This is a genomic window from Candidatus Pelagibacter bacterium nBUS_36 (assembly GCF_051201215.1).
In the GTDB taxonomy this organism is placed as follows: Bacteria; Pseudomonadota; Alphaproteobacteria; order Pelagibacterales; family Pelagibacteraceae; genus Pelagibacter.
Genome location: NZ_CP172839.1, coordinates 932901 through 948117 on the forward strand (window position 1 = coordinate 932901; position 15217 = coordinate 948117).

The window sequence follows — 15217 nt, forward strand, 5'->3', positions numbered from 1 at the left end:
CAAATGAGTAAAATCAAGGTAAAAAACCCAGTTGTAGAGCTAGATGGCGATGAAATGACTCGTATCATATGGGAGTTTATCAAAAATAAGCTAATTCTTCCCTATCTAGATATTGGCATTGAATACTACGATCTTGGAATGAAAAGTAGAGATAACACTGATGATCAAATCACAATTGACTCTGCAAATGCAATAAAAAAAATTGGTGTTGGAATTAAATGTGCAACGATTACGCCTGATGAAGATAGAGTTAAAGAATTTGATCTTAAGAAAATGTGGAGATCACCAAATGGGACGATAAGAAATATTATTGGTGGTACTGTATTTAGGGAACCAATTATCTGCAAAAACATACCTAAACTTGTTCCATCTTGGACTGATCCAGTTATTATTGGAAGACATGCTTTTGGTGATCAATATCGAGCAACAGATTTTAAAGTGCCTGGAAAAGGAAAGATGGAAGTTAAATGGACATCTGAAGATGGAAAAGATGAAATAAAATATGAAGTATTTAATTTTACTGGTCCTGGTGTTGCGCTTTCAATGTATAATTTAGATAAATCAATTGAAGACTTTGCAAGATCTTGCTTTAGCTATGGGTTAATAAAAAAGTGGCCTGTTTATATGTCTACAAAAAATACTATCCTAAAACAATACGATGGTAGATTTAAAGATATATTCCAAGAAATTTTTGAAAAGGAATACGAATCAGAATTTGAAAAACATAATCTAACTTATGAACATAGATTAATTGACGACATGGTTGCGTGTGCAATGAAATGGAGTGGAAAATATATTTGGGCTTGCAAGAACTATGACGGTGATGTTCAGTCTGATACAATGGCGCAAGGTTATGGTTCTCTGGGTTTGATGACAAGTACACTGCTAACACCTGATGGAAAAGTAATGGAAGCTGAAGCTGCGCATGGAACGGTTACAAGACATTATAGAATGCACCAACAAGGTAAAGAAACTTCAACAAACCCTATAGCCTCAATATTTGCTTGGACTAGAGGGCTTGCTCATAGAGGTAAATTAGATGGAAATGATGAGTTGATAAAATTTGCTCAAACAATAGAAAAAGTATGTATTGAGTGTGTAGAGAATGGTGCAATGACAAAAGACTTAGCAATTTTGATAGGACCATCAAGCAAGTATTTAACTACTAATCAGTTTTTAGATGAAATTGATGGTAATCTTAAAAAGAAATTAAATTAAAGTTTTCAGTTTTTCAAAAGCATCTTCAATTTTAGATTGATATTGTCCACCAGCTTGAGCAAAGTCTTTTCTTCCACCTCCGCCTTGTCCTCCAATAATCTCAGAACCAACTTTAACAAATTGAACTGCATCAAATTGATCAGTTAATTTATCTGTCACACCAACAGCAATACCTACTTTATTATCTTTGCTGGCGAACACTACAATTATACCCTCATTTAATTCTTTCTTTCCTTTATCAACGAGTTTTCTTAATTCTTTAGGTGGCAAACCGTCTACTTTTTGAAGTCTTAATTTAACTCCATTAATTTCATCATCAATTATAATATTTTTAGATTTATTCTCTAAAATTGAATTAACTGAAATTGTTTCTAATTGTTTTGTTAAATTTTTTATTAAAGTTTTTTGATCTGCTTGATCTAAATTAGGTTTTCCACCTAAATCCATTATTTGTTGAGTTAAATCTTTAATAGCCTCATCATCTTTTTCAGAGGAAATATTAGAAAGTTTTTCTTTATTCTTTAAATAGTCTTCTAACTGTTTGTCTCTTAGCGCCTCTATTCTTCTAACTCCTGCTGCAATTGAGGATTGGCTAATTATCTTAAATTTACCAATATCTCCTGTATTTTTTACATGTGTACCACCGCATAACTCAGTTGAAAAATATTTATCTCCCTCATCGCCCATTGATAAAACTCTTACTTCATCTCCATATTTTTCACCAAATAATGCTAATGCACCATTTTCAACTGCCTCGTCTGGTGTCATTATACGAGTTTTTACATCAGATTTTTTTGAGATCATTGTATTAACAAAATTTTCTACCTTATCGATTTCTTCAGTAGGTATTGGTTTCATGTGACTAAAATCAAACCTTAAACGACTAGGTTCCACTAAAGATCCCTTTTGTGTAACATGATCACCTAGTACTCTCCTTAATGACTCGTGTAATAAATGCGTTGCAGAATGGTATGCCCTAGTATCATTTCTTCTGTCGACATTGATTTTTAATTCCACACTATCTTTTATCTTTATTGATCCGCTAATTACTTTTCCATAATGAACAAATAAGTCACCAAGTTTCTTTTGAACATCAGTTACTTCAAATTTAAATTCATTTGCAACAATTTCCCCTGTATCACCTACTTGCCCCCCAGACTCTCCATAAAAAGGAGTCTGATTGACAACAATTATTCCTTCATCATTTTCTTTTAATTCTTTTACTTCTTTATTATCTTTTAAAAGCGATAAAATTATTCCCTCTGCCTGATTAGTTTCATAACCTAAGAATTCAGTTGCCTCTAATTTATCTTTTATTCCAAACCAGATATTTTCGACTGCAGCATCACCTGATCCTTTCCAATTTTTTTTAGCAAGTTCTCTACTTTCTTTCATCAATGATTGGAATTTTTCTGTATCAATTGACATTGACTTGTTTCTTAAAATATCTTCTGTAAGATCTAATGGAAATCCATAAGTGTCATATAATTTAAATGCTACTTCTCCAGGTAAAACTTTATCTATTTTAGATACCTCATCATTTAAAATTTTAATTCCTCTATCTAAAAGAACTAAAAATTTTTCTTCTTCCATTCTTAAAGTTTCTTTAATTAAAGACTCTGCTCTCACTAATTCAGGATAGTTACCTGACATTTCATCTCTAAGAGTTTCAAATAAATTGTAAAAAACTGGTTCTTTAGATCCAAGTAAGTGTGAATGCCTCATTCCTCTTCTCATTATTCTTCTAAGAACGTAGCCTCTTCCTTCATTTGAAGGAAGTACACCTTCAGCTATTAAAAAAGCACTAGCTCTTAAGTGATCAGCAATAACTCTGAAACTAGATTGGTTAGATTGATCTTGTTCTATTTTAATAATGTCAGATGCCGAGCTTATAATTTTTTTAAAATGATCTGTTTCATAATTATCATGTGTTCCTTGAAGTAATGCCGCAACTCTCTCAAGACCCATACCAGTATCAACAGATGGTTTTGGAAGATTTATTCTTTTATCTTTTGAAACTTGTTCATATTGCATAAAGACCAGGTTCCATATTTCTATAAAACGATCTCCATCTTCGTCTTTAGTTCCTGGCAAACCACCAGCTAAATGATCACCATGATCATAAAAAATTTCTGAGCATGGTCCGCAAGGACCTGTTTCACCCATCGACCAAAAATTATCTGATGTTGCTATTCTGATTATTTTATCATCATTAAAACCAGCTATTTTCTTCCAAAAATTGAAGGCCTCATCATCTTCATGATAAACCGTTACATAAAGTCTATTTTTATCTATACCAAAATCTTTAGTGATTAAATTCCAAGCATAATGAATTGCTTGTTCTTTAAAGTAATCTCCAAATGAAAAATTCCCTAACATTTCAAAGAATGTGTGGTGCCTTGGTGTATATCCAACATTCTCTAAATCATTATGTTTTCCACCTGCTCTTACGCATTTTTGAGAAGTGGTTGCTCTTTGATAATCTCTTTTCTCTAAACCGGTAAATACATTTTTAAACTGCACCATTCCTGAGTTTGCAAACATCAACGTTGGGTCGTTATTAGGAACTAAATTGCTAGACTCTACAATCTTATGATCATTCTTTTCAAAATATTTTAAGAATGTGTTTCTTATTTCATTTAGAGATTTGTCAGCCATATTTTTAAAATACAGCTTTTTTATTCTATGTCTAGATAACAGTAAGGGAAAAAAGGCGCTTAATTTAAGCGCCTTTTAATAATTAAAGATGACCTTTTAACTAATTTTTTTTAGTAGGAACTACTTCCTCTTTAGCTTCTGCTTTTGGATCTTCTATTTGATCTTTTGCAGCTTTTTCTGGATCTAAAGGGTTTCCTTCAATCTTTTTTTGAATTACACCTGCTTTTTCTCTTATTAACAGTTCTATTTCAGCAGCTACTTTAGGGTTTTGAGCAAGATAAGTTTTGGCATTCTCTCTACCTTGACCTATTTTTTCACCCTTGTAAGCATACCATGCTCCTGATTTTTCAATAATGTCTGCTTTAGAACCTAGGTCGACGAGTTCTCCCATCTTACTGATCCCTTTTCCATACATTAAATCAAATTCAACAACTTTAAATGGTGGTGCTACTTTGTTTTTAACTACCTTAACTCTTGTTGAGTTTCCAATAATTTCATCTTTATCTTTAATTGCACCAATTCTTCTAATATCCATTCTAACCGATGAGTAGAACTTCAATGCATTTCCACCTGATGTTGTTTCAGGGCTTCCAAACATAACTCCAATTTTCATTCTAATTTGATTAATGAAAATCATCATTGTGTTTGTATTGGAAATTGAACTTGTTAGTTTTCTTAAAGCCTGACTCATTAATCTAGATTGAAGACCTACATGATGGTCTCCCATCTCACCTTCAATTTCAGCTCTTGGAGTTAAAGCTGCAACTGAGTCTATCACGATAACTGAAATAGATCCTGATTTAACAAGAGTATCAGCTATTTCTAAAGCTTGCTCACCAGCATCTGGTTGAGAAATTAAAAGTTCTTCTGTATTTACACCTAATTTTTTTGCATAAACTGGGTCTAATGCATGCTCTGCATCAACAAATGCACAAATTCCACCTGCTTTTTGAGCTTCAGCAACAACTTGTAATGCTAATGTTGTTTTTCCAGAAGACTCTGGTCCATAAACTTCAACAATTCTTCCTTTAGGTAATCCGCCTATACCTAATGCTAAATCAAGGCTTAAAGATCCTGTAGATACAGACTCAATATCCATTGCTCTTCTTTGGCCAAGCTTCATCACAGAACCTTTTCCAAAATTATCTGTAATCTGAGCTATTGCTGCATCTAATGCTTTGTTTTTTTCTTTAATGTCCATTTCTTGATCTTTAGTAGATTTAACTACTTTTAAGTTACTTTTAGTCATTTTTAGCCTCTTTTTTTAATTTTTTTAACACTCGAATCATGTTCTAAATGTACACATTTTGTTCTCATTGGCAATATATTTATTTTTTTAGCTAAAAACGCAAATAGTTACTTAAGTTTTAGATATTGGCTATTTAACAATCCTACAGCTTTTAACAAATTATACTGAGCCATTAGATAGTTTTTTTCAGAACTTGCTAAAGAGATTTGAGCTGCAAGCAATAAGGCATTTGATTGAATAACATCAAGAGTAGTTCTTGAGCCCCTCTCGTACTCTGCAGCAATTCCATCATTTGCTATTTGAGCTGCTCTTACTTGAGCTTTTACAGAATTTAAAAAACTTTCTGAAGATTCTAAACTTGACCATGCGCTTGCAACATGAGTTTCGTTAGTTCTTACTGCATCGTCTAGTAACAGCCTTTTTCTTGTAGTCAAATTAGAGTTCTTGTTGATTGTTGATCTCTTCTTTCCACCTGAATAAAAAGGCCAACTAACTGTTGCTTTTAAAATATCTTTTTCTTTTTCATCAATTGTTGAACTAACATCATCAGCATAAGATCTTTCTAAAGATAAAGATGCTGTTGGTGCTAAATCTGATTTTGAAATTGCTAAATCTTTTTCAGATTGAGCTAAATCAAATTTTGCAATTTTTATATCTGGATTATTCTGTTTTGATAAATTAATAGCTTCATTTAATGTTACTGGAATATCCACAATAGCGTTTGAATTTTTCTTAAGTTGTTTTGGATCTGCTATTTTTCCAATTATATTTTCATAAGTTAGTTTGGCGATTAATAGATCACTTTTAGCCTGAGTGAATTGTGCTTGAGCACCTGCAAGTGAAGATTCTGATTGTGCAAGATCAGTAATTGTAATCTGCCCTCGGTCTAATCTGATTTTATCATTTTCAACTTGTCTGATTAAAAGATTTAAGTTTTTTTTGTTAATGTCATGTTTTTCTCTTGCTAAGATCAAACTAGAATAGGCATCAATTGCACTATGAAGAACATCTTGTTCTTTTTTAATTAATTTTGCTTTTGCTAAATCTAAACCTGTAATACTTTTTTTAAGCTCTAAACCTCTTCCAAAATCTAAAATTGATTGTTCTAGTTTAATAGAGGTAGTAAATGGATCAACATCTGTGATAGTTGCATCACCTCCACTTTGATTTGTAAGTTTATTTGTATTTTCTTTACTTTTTGATCCGCTCAAGGTCAGGGTAGGTTTGTAATCTGCTTTTGAAATATTGATATCTTCTTCAGAGGCTTTTAAATTTTCTCTTTCAGCATTTAATTGAATGTTATTTTGATAAGTTTGATTAAGAGCATCATACAAAGTAACAGCAGACGCATTACTAAAATTAAATAATGTTAAACAAATCAGTATTAATATTTTTTTCATTTCGTTTTATATACAACAGATTTAATTTGATGGTTACTGTTTAAATTCATAATAATAGACGCATATTTAGGCATTTTTTTGAACATATTCTCTGTAATTCTTTGGTAAGTTTGCATAAAATTTATTACATCTCCCTTGCTCATTATCTTGTGACTAGATGTTTTTTTTGTCTTAAGCCAAAGTTTATGCTCCTGTTTTAATCTCCATTTTTGGAGCAAACTAAAGTTTTTAGCCTTTAGATAAATCATGCAATTAAGTTGGGAATATAATTTTTTGTATTTTGTCTTTAATAGCTTGTTTACATAACTTCTCCAAATAAGTTTTTGATCATTAGCTTTTTCAAGTGAGTTAATAGATTTTTTTAGAGCTTTATTTTCTTCTGCTTTAGCCCCTACACACCAACCTTCAAAAATTATCACATCAGGTTGTTCTTTTACTTTATACCAATTCCGTTTAGGAAATCTGTCATCGATTGCTTTATTAAAGTTTGGTAATTCTATTTTCTTAAAGTTTTTACTTTTTGCTTTTTTGAAAAAATTTAACATCATTTGTACATCATGAGTTCCTGGCACCCCTCTTGTTGCAAGCATTGGATGGACTTTTTTTGATAAATTTAATCTATCTTTTCGAGTTTTATAAAAATCATCAATAGATATTTTAAATACTTTCAGTTTAAAATATTTTTCTAATATAATTTTTACAATTGAACTTATTGTTGTTTTGCCAGTTCCTTGCCCACCTGCTAAACCAACAAAATAAGGTTTTTTATTATTTACTTTTTTTGCAATCCAAAAACACATTGGAATTAAAAAATTTTTAAGCATTCCATTTTTATTGCTAAACTTTTCTGTGGGGGTTTCCTGTGATTTAATAAATTTAAAACAATCTTTCTTAACTTTATTAAAACACTCTTCAGCAACTTTCATTGAGCTTATTATTTTTTCTGATCCATTGGATGATTTAGTCCATCAAAGGAAGCTACTTCTTTTAAATCTTCAACATTCACTTCATCGACACAACCTAAATTAAAACCAGTCATAGCAGGATTGCTTCTGGGATTGTGATGAGTGTATATTCCACATTCAGTACAAAAATAGTGATTAGCAACTTTTGTATGATACTGATAAAGCTTTAATTTATCTTCTCCCTTAGTGACTTTAAAATCTTCATTTTTAACCATGCCCATAGTTGCATTTTTTCTTTTACAAATTGAGCAATTACATTTTACTATTTTTGCTAACTCATTAATTGATGGACTAATTTCAGCTTCGACAGCTCCACAATGACATTTTAATTTCATATAATTTTCCTAACTTAATTTAATTGATACTCTTTATAAACTTGTTCTCTACTACCTTTGTTCATCCCTTTAGTTTTTTCTATAAATTCATTTCTCAATTCTCTTGTTTTGAATATATAAAAACAAACTTTATCTTTGCTATGATAAATAGCTTTTAACTCATCTTTTATATCGTTTAACTCTTTTGGTATTTCAGCTTTAATACAAATCATTAATCTATTTTCCTAAATTTAAACTACTAGTGGTTGGAGTTATCCACAATAGCACAAAATGTGGTTTTGGATGTTCACGTTTTGATTCACTTTTGATTCAGTTACAGACTCAAAATACAACCTCTTGAGTGTATTGTATAAATAGTCTATAAAGTAGAACAAAACAAGAACATGAAACTAACAATCCCCTATTATCTACATAAAGCAGGCGCTGGTTTTCCATCCCCTGCAACCGATTATATCGAAGAAGATATTGATCTGAATATGCATTTAATAAGAAATGTTCCAGCAACTTTCATCATTAGAGTGCAAGGTAAATCAATGGTCGATGTTGGAATTAATGATGGAGATTTATTGGTTGTCGATAAAAGTTTGAAACCAAAAAACTTTTCAACAGTGATTGCCAATGTTCATGACGAACTTGTAGTTAAAAGTTTAGTTCAAGAAAGAGATAAGAAATTTTTAACGTCAGGATCTAAGGAGTTTACTGACAGAATTTTAATTAACGAAGAACAAGATATTTTTATCTGGGGAGTTGTAACTTATGTCATCCATTCTACGTACTAAAAAAATAGCATTAGTTGATTGTAATTCTTTTTATGTTTCTTGTGAAAGATTATTTAATCCTAAAATAAGAAGAAAACCTGTTGTGGTTTTATCTAACAATGATGGTTGTATCATCTCAAGATCTACTGAAGCAAAAGCTTTGGGAATTAAAATGGGTGAACCCTATTTTAAAGCAAAAAATATTATCATTAAAAATAAAGTTGAAGTTTTCTCATCTAATTATTCTTTATATGGAGATTTATCTAGAAGGGTAATGCGAACTCTTAAAAGATTTAATTCAGATATGGAAATTTATTCTATTGACGAGGCATTCTTAGATTTATCAAATTTTCCAGATAAAGATGTAGAAAAAATTGGAAAAGAGATTAGGGAAACAGTTTTACAATGGACTGGGATCCCCACTAGTATTGGAATTGCTAAAACAAAAACCTTGAGTAAAATTGCAAATCAAATTGCAAAGAAAAAGCAATCAGGAGTTACTAGCTTAATTGGAATTGATAACTTAGATCCTGTGCTTGAAAAAATTGAAATTAATGATGTGTGGGGTGTTGGTAAACAATTAACAAAATTTTATCAAAAACATGGTGTCTATAACGCAAAGCAACTTAAGAATAAATCTAACAGCTGGATTAAAAAATCTTCTAATGTTTTAAGCTCCAGAACTGCAATGGAACTTAAAGGTATTCCTTGTATTAATTTAGAAACCACAACTTCAAAAAGAAAAAGCTGTGTTGTCTCAAGATCATTTGGAAAAAGAGTTGAAAGATTTCAAGAATTAAAAGAAGCAGTTGCAAATTATTGTTTAAATGCATCTGAAAAAATAAGATCAGAGTCGCTAGTTGCAAAAGCAATCACAGTATTTGTTAGAACCAGTCCATTTCAAAGAAACTATGGATATTACTCGAATGCAAAGACAATTGATTTTCCAATTGCAACAAACAATAGTATCGAAGTAGTTAAAACTGCAGTAACAATTCTAGAAACAATTTTCAAAAATGGTTACCAATATCAAAAAGCAGGCGTGATGCTCACAGGACTTTCAAATGCCAATGATAAAACTAACCTGTTTTCATCTGAAAAAGATGAGAAGATAAACAGTTTAATGAGGTCTATTGATAACACTAATCATCGATACGGAAGATCTACTTTAAGTGTTGCAAGTGCCGGAGTTCAAAAAAGATGGAATATGAAAAGAGAGTATTCTTCTAAAATTGATACAGCTGATTTTTATTCTCTACCAACGATTAGAGCAAACTAAATAAATTTTTTTCATTAATTTTTAATCAATTTTAAAAGTTTGTCTTTGCTATTAGTTCTAAATAGATTGTCATAATACACAACTTGTGTCGGATAATTTTCATATCCATCATTATTCCGAGTCCATCTACTTATCCAACTATGATAAATTCCAAATTTATTGAAGAATCTTCCGCCATAACCAGTTCTTCCACTATACTCATTGTAAAGAACATCATTTACATACATTTTTACAAATCCTTCTCCGGCTTTTTTTCCCATTTTCGTGTGAAAAATAATTGTTGTCCACTTATCTCTCATATCATCAATAAAAAGATGTTTATTTATTTTACCCGAAACATCACGTCCATTTACAGGGAAATACCTTGGTTCCAAAACTCCATTTTTTACTCTCAACATCATTCTTGGATGTCTTTGTTGATCTTTTTTTCCCCATTCATAAATTTGAAATAGTGAGGTACTAACTGGTTCAACAGATTTAAAATCATTGGGTAAATAAATACTGACTGAAATCCATTTTTCTCCAGTATATCTCTTATCTGAAGAGTACTCACTTCTTGCTCGATCTCCACCACCATGACCAACAACAGCATCTCTACCGTTATTTTTACAATCAGAGTAATCACCTTCATTATCTCTTCCACAATCCATTGGTAATAAAATAATCTTCCAAGCCTTTTTGCCTAAAGCTGGCGAAGTAACTGTTTCTCTAAATTTAGAAAGTTTCTTTCCTTTAGCTACACTTTTTTTCCACTGAATATTAGTAATTTCTTTTGCAAATATCTTTGTTGAAAAATCAGTAGTAAAAAAAATTGAAGTTACGAATATTGTAAAAAGTAAAAGTTTTTTCATTTAACCTTTAATTACTGAATGAACAATTTTCTTCCAATTATAGTTTCTATACAATGAGCTTACCACTATTATTCTTTTATTATCTAAATCAATCAAAATTTGCTGGCCTGCAAATCCACTCAATCCTAAAATTTTTCTTTTCTTATCAATTCCAAAAATGTCAAAATGGATTTGACCACCATATGATTTTGTATAAAGACCGACATCAGTTGCATGCTTAGTATTGTCTTTCTTTTTAATTCTATTTTCATAAATAGTTTTTAAATATTTACCAGCACAAGTATCATTATGCCAATCATCCATCATTGTTTTAGCAATTCTTAAGTAATCATATCTATTTGCATAAAAAGAATATCTTGCAGAAACAAAATCTTCATATTTTAAATATTTTCTAGATTTCTGAAATTGAACATTATTTTTAACTCCAACGTGTTCATTAAATACTTTATGTAATAATTTGTCCCAATCATCGCCAGCTTTGAATTTAACGTAATTCATAATCACATTTGTGGTCAGAGCACTATAATTATAAATTAATTTACTTTTTTCCGTACCTCTTAAATATTTGTTTATTACCTTTACTAGACCAATAACATTTACATTTTCTTCTTTTTTTAAACCTTTGATCCTATTGTCAGATCCAACATTTCTTCTTTCACCTACCCATTTTTGATCCCCACCCTTCATATTTAAAAGATCAAGCAATACTGAGTCTTCATAGAGCGTGTCTTTAATTAAAGGCCAATCATTTAACCTGACATTTATGTTATCAATATAACCCTCACAAATGGCATGCCCTGTTACATAAGAAACCAAGCTTTTACCCATTGAGTGCGATGGCAACATACCATCAATAATCTTATCCCCTTGAACTGAAGATGGTATATCAGACTCATCAATCACTATTTGATCATTTTCAAATAGTAAGTAACTAATAATTCCAGTGTTTTTATTATTTTTAAATTCTTTTAAAACATTTTTATCTTGTCTTAGATTTGATTTAAACTTGTAGTGATTTTCTGATCCTTTAACTACCCAACCTTCATAATCTCTAAGTGGATAATCCCAAGTATTTTTATTTTTATTTGCGTAAGCAGAAGTTGAAAATATTAGTAAAAAAATAGCTGTTAAGATTTTTTTCATTTACCTTTTTTAAATGGATCTAATATTAATTTTTTGTGATTATATTTATATTTGCTATTATTATAATGGAGTGAATTAATAACCAGTATTCTTGAATTTTCCATATCAATTAAAATAACATTCCCACCATAGCCACCCATGCCAAATATAATTTTGTCTTCTAATCCTGGAAAATCCATATGAAATTGACCCCCATATGATTTTGTACGATTATATAAAGGTTCTTTAACATTTTTTGGAATTCTTCTTTTATGGATTTCATTTAAATATTTTCCAACACAAGTATCATTCTGATAATCATCCATTATAGCTTTTGCTATTCTAAGATAGTCAAATCTTGTTGCCATTATGTTGGGATGTCCATTTCCATTTTCTTCTTGAAAACTAGTATAGCCATAACGAATACTATTTTTGATCTTTATTTTATCGTTGAAAACTTTGCTATAAAATTTGTCATAATCTTCACCGATTTTAAATTTCATATAGTTTAAAATTAACTGAGTAACAAATCCATTGTAATTGTATTTATCCTTAGATTTTTTTGTATTTTTGTTTCTAAAGTGCGCGCGCATAGTTGTTTCAATATCTTCATCTTCATATGCACCTAATTTACTTGTACCATCTTCAAATTCATCGATATATTTTTGATCACCAGTATTCATATTTAAAAAATTTATTAATTTTTGATCATGATAAAGTGAATCTTTTATTACAGGCCAGTCATTTACTCTTGCATCAACTCCATCAATGTAGCCATCACATATTGCATGACCTAATAAATAAGAAGTTACTGACTTACCCATTGACATTGAATAAAATTTTGTTTCATTATTTAAAAACTCTCCTAATCTTTCTTTGGGAGAAAATTCGTCAATCAATACTTCACCATCTTGGTAATATAAATAACTAAGGATACCTTTAGTTTTCATTTGTTTTTTTAAAAATTTATCTTCAATTAAATTGAATTTAAAATCGTAGGAACTATTTGTCGGTTTAAACTCTTTTAAATGTGAACCTCTATCTCTATAAGAATATTTCCATAAATAATAAATCAAGGTGTCTAAATTTGGGTTTGCATGATAAGTAATATTAGTACCTGATAATGCTTTGTTAACTAGCTTGATATTTAGATTGTTCATCGTTATCATTTTTCCTTTGGGATAATTCCCACATTCTTCATTTAACCAAGCATCACTATTTTTTTTAAATGTTGCACAAATATCAACCTTAGCACCTCCTCCTTCTAAATATTGAGTGTGGCCATTTTTCAAAAGCCATTGATTAAATTTATTTTGGTTGGAGGCCTCAGAAGCAAATAGATTGCTTGAAGTTAATAAGCTTAAAAAAAGAATTACTAATATTTTTTTCATAGATCGTGACTTTTTTTAAAATTGTTGTCCCTTGATTTAAAAGTCAGCACAACCAGACTTTGAAGTTATATAATAATTTTTTTTAACTCTAAACTCAATAGGGAGTTTAAAAGGGTCTTTGATTTTGTGAATAATTTAAATCCCTACAAAATGACTTTCCTGGCACTCCTCCACATAAAGCAACATTTTTTGCACCATGTACTTGAGATTTATCAGATAATTGGCCTATTATGTCAGAACAACCACTCCACAAATCATCACAACTATCTGCTTTGCCCACATTTGAGTATCGAATAACTGTATCAGGTATTTTTAATCCAGCATCGGTAGCTTCATCCATATGATGTCTATAAGGCCCAAACTTAAATCTTGCACTTGATGCACCAACCATTGTGTCACCAAAATAACTTGTTCTTAATTTACCGTCTATCCAAAAATGTAAAAAACCTTTTTTGGCCCATTTTGCATTTATTAAAATATTAACCCACTTACCTTTTAATGGAGAAAAATCAGGATCAAGGACTACAGTATAACTATCAAAATAATAATATTCTCCTCCAGTTTCATTTTTTTTAGAACCATAATTTGGTGAATTGAAAGACCAAGTAAAATTATTTTTTACTATATTTAATGAAGCATCATGTGTCCGTTCACCTTTGCCATAAAGTTTTTTAAAATCAAACAAAGAAATAGTATGCTCATCTGTTCTTATATCTTTTGGAACAAAGTAGCCTACTCTATACCACTTAGTTTTACCTTTTTTTGTAGTATGTTTGTAAGGTTCCATAATTTGAAATCTCTGAGCGTGACCTGGTTTACCCCATCTATTCCAATCATGCTTATGTCCTTTGTTAGAATACTTTAAATTAAATTCAATCCCTTGTTCAGCAACACCCATATGATCTTCCAATTTATCAAAAAATTTGTAAAGACCATTTTCATTAGGAGCGTTTCTAGTATTAAAAACCATCTTATTTTTTGACTGGGCTTTCAATACATAACGACTAAAATCTTTTTTCTCCTGTTTCTTCATGTTAGTGTGCCACTTGTATTTTTCAGCATAAGAAAATGATGACACCAAAAGTAAAGGTAGAAGAAAAAATATAATTTTTTTCATTATTTTATTTTATCAATATCGTGAATATTTTTTAGACAATCATCAAATTCATCCATATTTTCTCTTAAAGCTAAATTAGAAATTGAATAAATCATTACCAATAATAAAACTAGAGGCAGTGAGGTAATTATTGATGCGTTACTTTTAATTAATAGAATGTAAAAAACTATAAATAAAGCAGAACGAATTAAAACTGTTTTTCTAAAAACACTAATGATTGATAAAGAGTGCTTTAATAAATTAAAAAAACTCATCTTTGATGGTCCAAAATATCTAGTGCCTCTTATTGAAGGTATTGATAATAGGTCTTTTTCTACTTTTTTTAATGAACCTGAAAAACTATTCCAAGTTGCTTTTTCATTAAGTAATTTTTCAACTGTTGATTTTGACAGACAAGTATAATTACCAAATTTAATAGATTGATTAGTAAAAGCAAAAGTTAAAATTTTGTGAGCCTGATAACAAACTTTAAATATTAAGCTCTCAGATCTTTTTACTCTTTCACCAATTATACTTTTGTCTTCTGTTTGTTCTGCAAGTTGTATAAAATTTTTTATTTCTTCAGGACTGTCTTCACCATCTCCATCCATAGGTATTACATAATCAAATTCTTTTTTTTCAAAAATATATTTAAGTCCAGAAGCAATACATCTTGCATGGCCTCTATTTTCTTTCATATTAATAATTTCAATTGAATTAATATTTTCAGTATTTTGATACTTGTCAATTATCTGTTGAGAAGATGCATCGTTAATTATAATAACTGATATCTCTGAATTAAGACTTTTAACTTCAGAGTTAATATTTTCAATTAACTTAGTTAAACTCTCTCTGTCATTATAAATTGGGATTAGAGTTATGTATTTTTTCATAC

At 30.1% G+C, this 15217-nt stretch carries 14 protein-coding genes; 3 read left to right on the top strand and 11 right to left on the bottom strand.

Annotation, left to right across the window (positions count from 1 at the left end):
• Nucleotides 1-3 precede the first annotated feature (3 nt).
• Nucleotides 4-1218 (top strand): NADP-dependent isocitrate dehydrogenase, encoded by a 1215-nt coding sequence (locus ACIJYI_RS05095; protein WP_435113348.1) that lies wholly within the window; start codon nucleotides 4-6, stop codon nucleotides 1216-1218.
• Here the strand turns inward: ACIJYI_RS05095 and alaS are convergent.
• From alaS to ACIJYI_RS05125, 6 genes are all read right to left on the bottom strand, one after another.
• On the bottom strand, nucleotides 1210-3876 hold the full coding sequence (gene alaS, locus ACIJYI_RS05100; protein WP_435113350.1) for an alanine--tRNA ligase: 2667 nt from the start codon (nucleotides 3874-3876) through the stop codon (nucleotides 1210-1212). The genes ACIJYI_RS05095 and alaS overlap by 9 nt on opposite strands.
• A 100-nt stretch (nucleotides 3877-3976) precedes the next feature.
• The gene (gene recA / locus ACIJYI_RS05105; RefSeq protein WP_435089738.1) at nucleotides 3977-5125 is read right to left on the bottom strand and encodes a recombinase RecA; all 1149 of its coding nucleotides are present in this window, start codon (nucleotides 5123-5125) and stop codon (nucleotides 3977-3979) included.
• A gap of 107 nt (nucleotides 5126-5232) precedes the next feature.
• Nucleotides 5233-6525 (bottom strand): TolC family outer membrane protein, encoded by a 1293-nt coding sequence (locus tag ACIJYI_RS05110; protein WP_435113353.1) that lies wholly within the window; start codon nucleotides 6523-6525, stop codon nucleotides 5233-5235.
• Entirely contained in the window at nucleotides 6522-7451 is a 930-nt protein-coding gene (locus ACIJYI_RS05115; protein WP_435113355.1) for a uridine kinase, read from the bottom strand. Before ACIJYI_RS05115 ends, ACIJYI_RS05110 begins: the two co-directional genes overlap by 4 nt.
• A gap of 8 nt (nucleotides 7452-7459) precedes the next feature.
• A complete protein-coding gene (locus ACIJYI_RS05120; protein ID WP_435113357.1) occupies nucleotides 7460-7825 on the bottom strand; it encodes a GFA family protein in 366 nt (121 codons plus the stop codon).
• Nucleotides 7826-7839: 14 nt separating this feature from the next.
• On the bottom strand, nucleotides 7840-8037 hold the full coding sequence (locus ACIJYI_RS05125; protein ID WP_435113359.1) for a hypothetical protein: 198 nt from the start codon (nucleotides 8035-8037) through the stop codon (nucleotides 7840-7842).
• Between the two features lie 171 nt (nucleotides 8038-8208).
• Here ACIJYI_RS05125 and ACIJYI_RS05130 point away from each other — a divergent pair, with 171 nt between their 5' ends.
• Together ACIJYI_RS05130 and ACIJYI_RS05135 are read left to right on the top strand one after the other, a co-directional pair.
• Nucleotides 8209-8604 (top strand): LexA family protein, encoded by a 396-nt coding sequence (locus ACIJYI_RS05130; RefSeq protein ID WP_028036578.1) that lies wholly within the window; start codon nucleotides 8209-8211, stop codon nucleotides 8602-8604.
• Nucleotides 8582-9862, top strand: a complete 1281-nt coding sequence (locus tag ACIJYI_RS05135) for a Y-family DNA polymerase (protein ID WP_435113361.1) — start codon at nucleotides 8582-8584, stop codon at nucleotides 9860-9862. Before ACIJYI_RS05130 ends, ACIJYI_RS05135 begins: the two co-directional genes overlap by 23 nt.
• A 14-nt stretch (nucleotides 9863-9876) precedes the next feature.
• On the opposite strand, the gene ACIJYI_RS05140 is transcribed toward ACIJYI_RS05135, so the two are convergent.
• From ACIJYI_RS05140 to ACIJYI_RS05160, 5 genes are all read right to left on the bottom strand, one after another.
• Nucleotides 9877-10713: a heparin lyase I family protein gene (locus ACIJYI_RS05140; protein ID WP_435113363.1), complete on the bottom strand. Its 837-nt coding sequence runs from the start codon at nucleotides 10711-10713 to the stop codon at nucleotides 9877-9879.
• A complete protein-coding gene (locus ACIJYI_RS05145) occupies nucleotides 10714-11856 on the bottom strand; it encodes a hypothetical protein (RefSeq protein WP_435113366.1) in 1143 nt (380 codons plus the stop codon).
• Nucleotides 11853-13226, bottom strand: coding sequence for a hypothetical protein (locus ACIJYI_RS05150; protein WP_435113368.1), 1374 nt, complete (start codon nucleotides 13224-13226; stop codon nucleotides 11853-11855). The genes ACIJYI_RS05145 and ACIJYI_RS05150 overlap by 4 nt, the downstream gene beginning before the upstream one ends.
• A gap of 106 nt (nucleotides 13227-13332) precedes the next feature.
• Nucleotides 13333-14343, bottom strand: coding sequence for a heparin lyase I family protein (locus ACIJYI_RS05155; RefSeq protein WP_435113370.1), 1011 nt, complete (start codon nucleotides 14341-14343; stop codon nucleotides 13333-13335).
• Complete coding sequence (locus ACIJYI_RS05160; RefSeq protein ID WP_435113372.1) at nucleotides 14343-15215, bottom strand: glycosyltransferase; 873 nt, start codon at nucleotides 15213-15215, stop codon at nucleotides 14343-14345. The genes ACIJYI_RS05155 and ACIJYI_RS05160 overlap by 1 nt, the downstream gene beginning before the upstream one ends.
• Nucleotides 15216-15217: the final 2 nt, after the last annotated feature.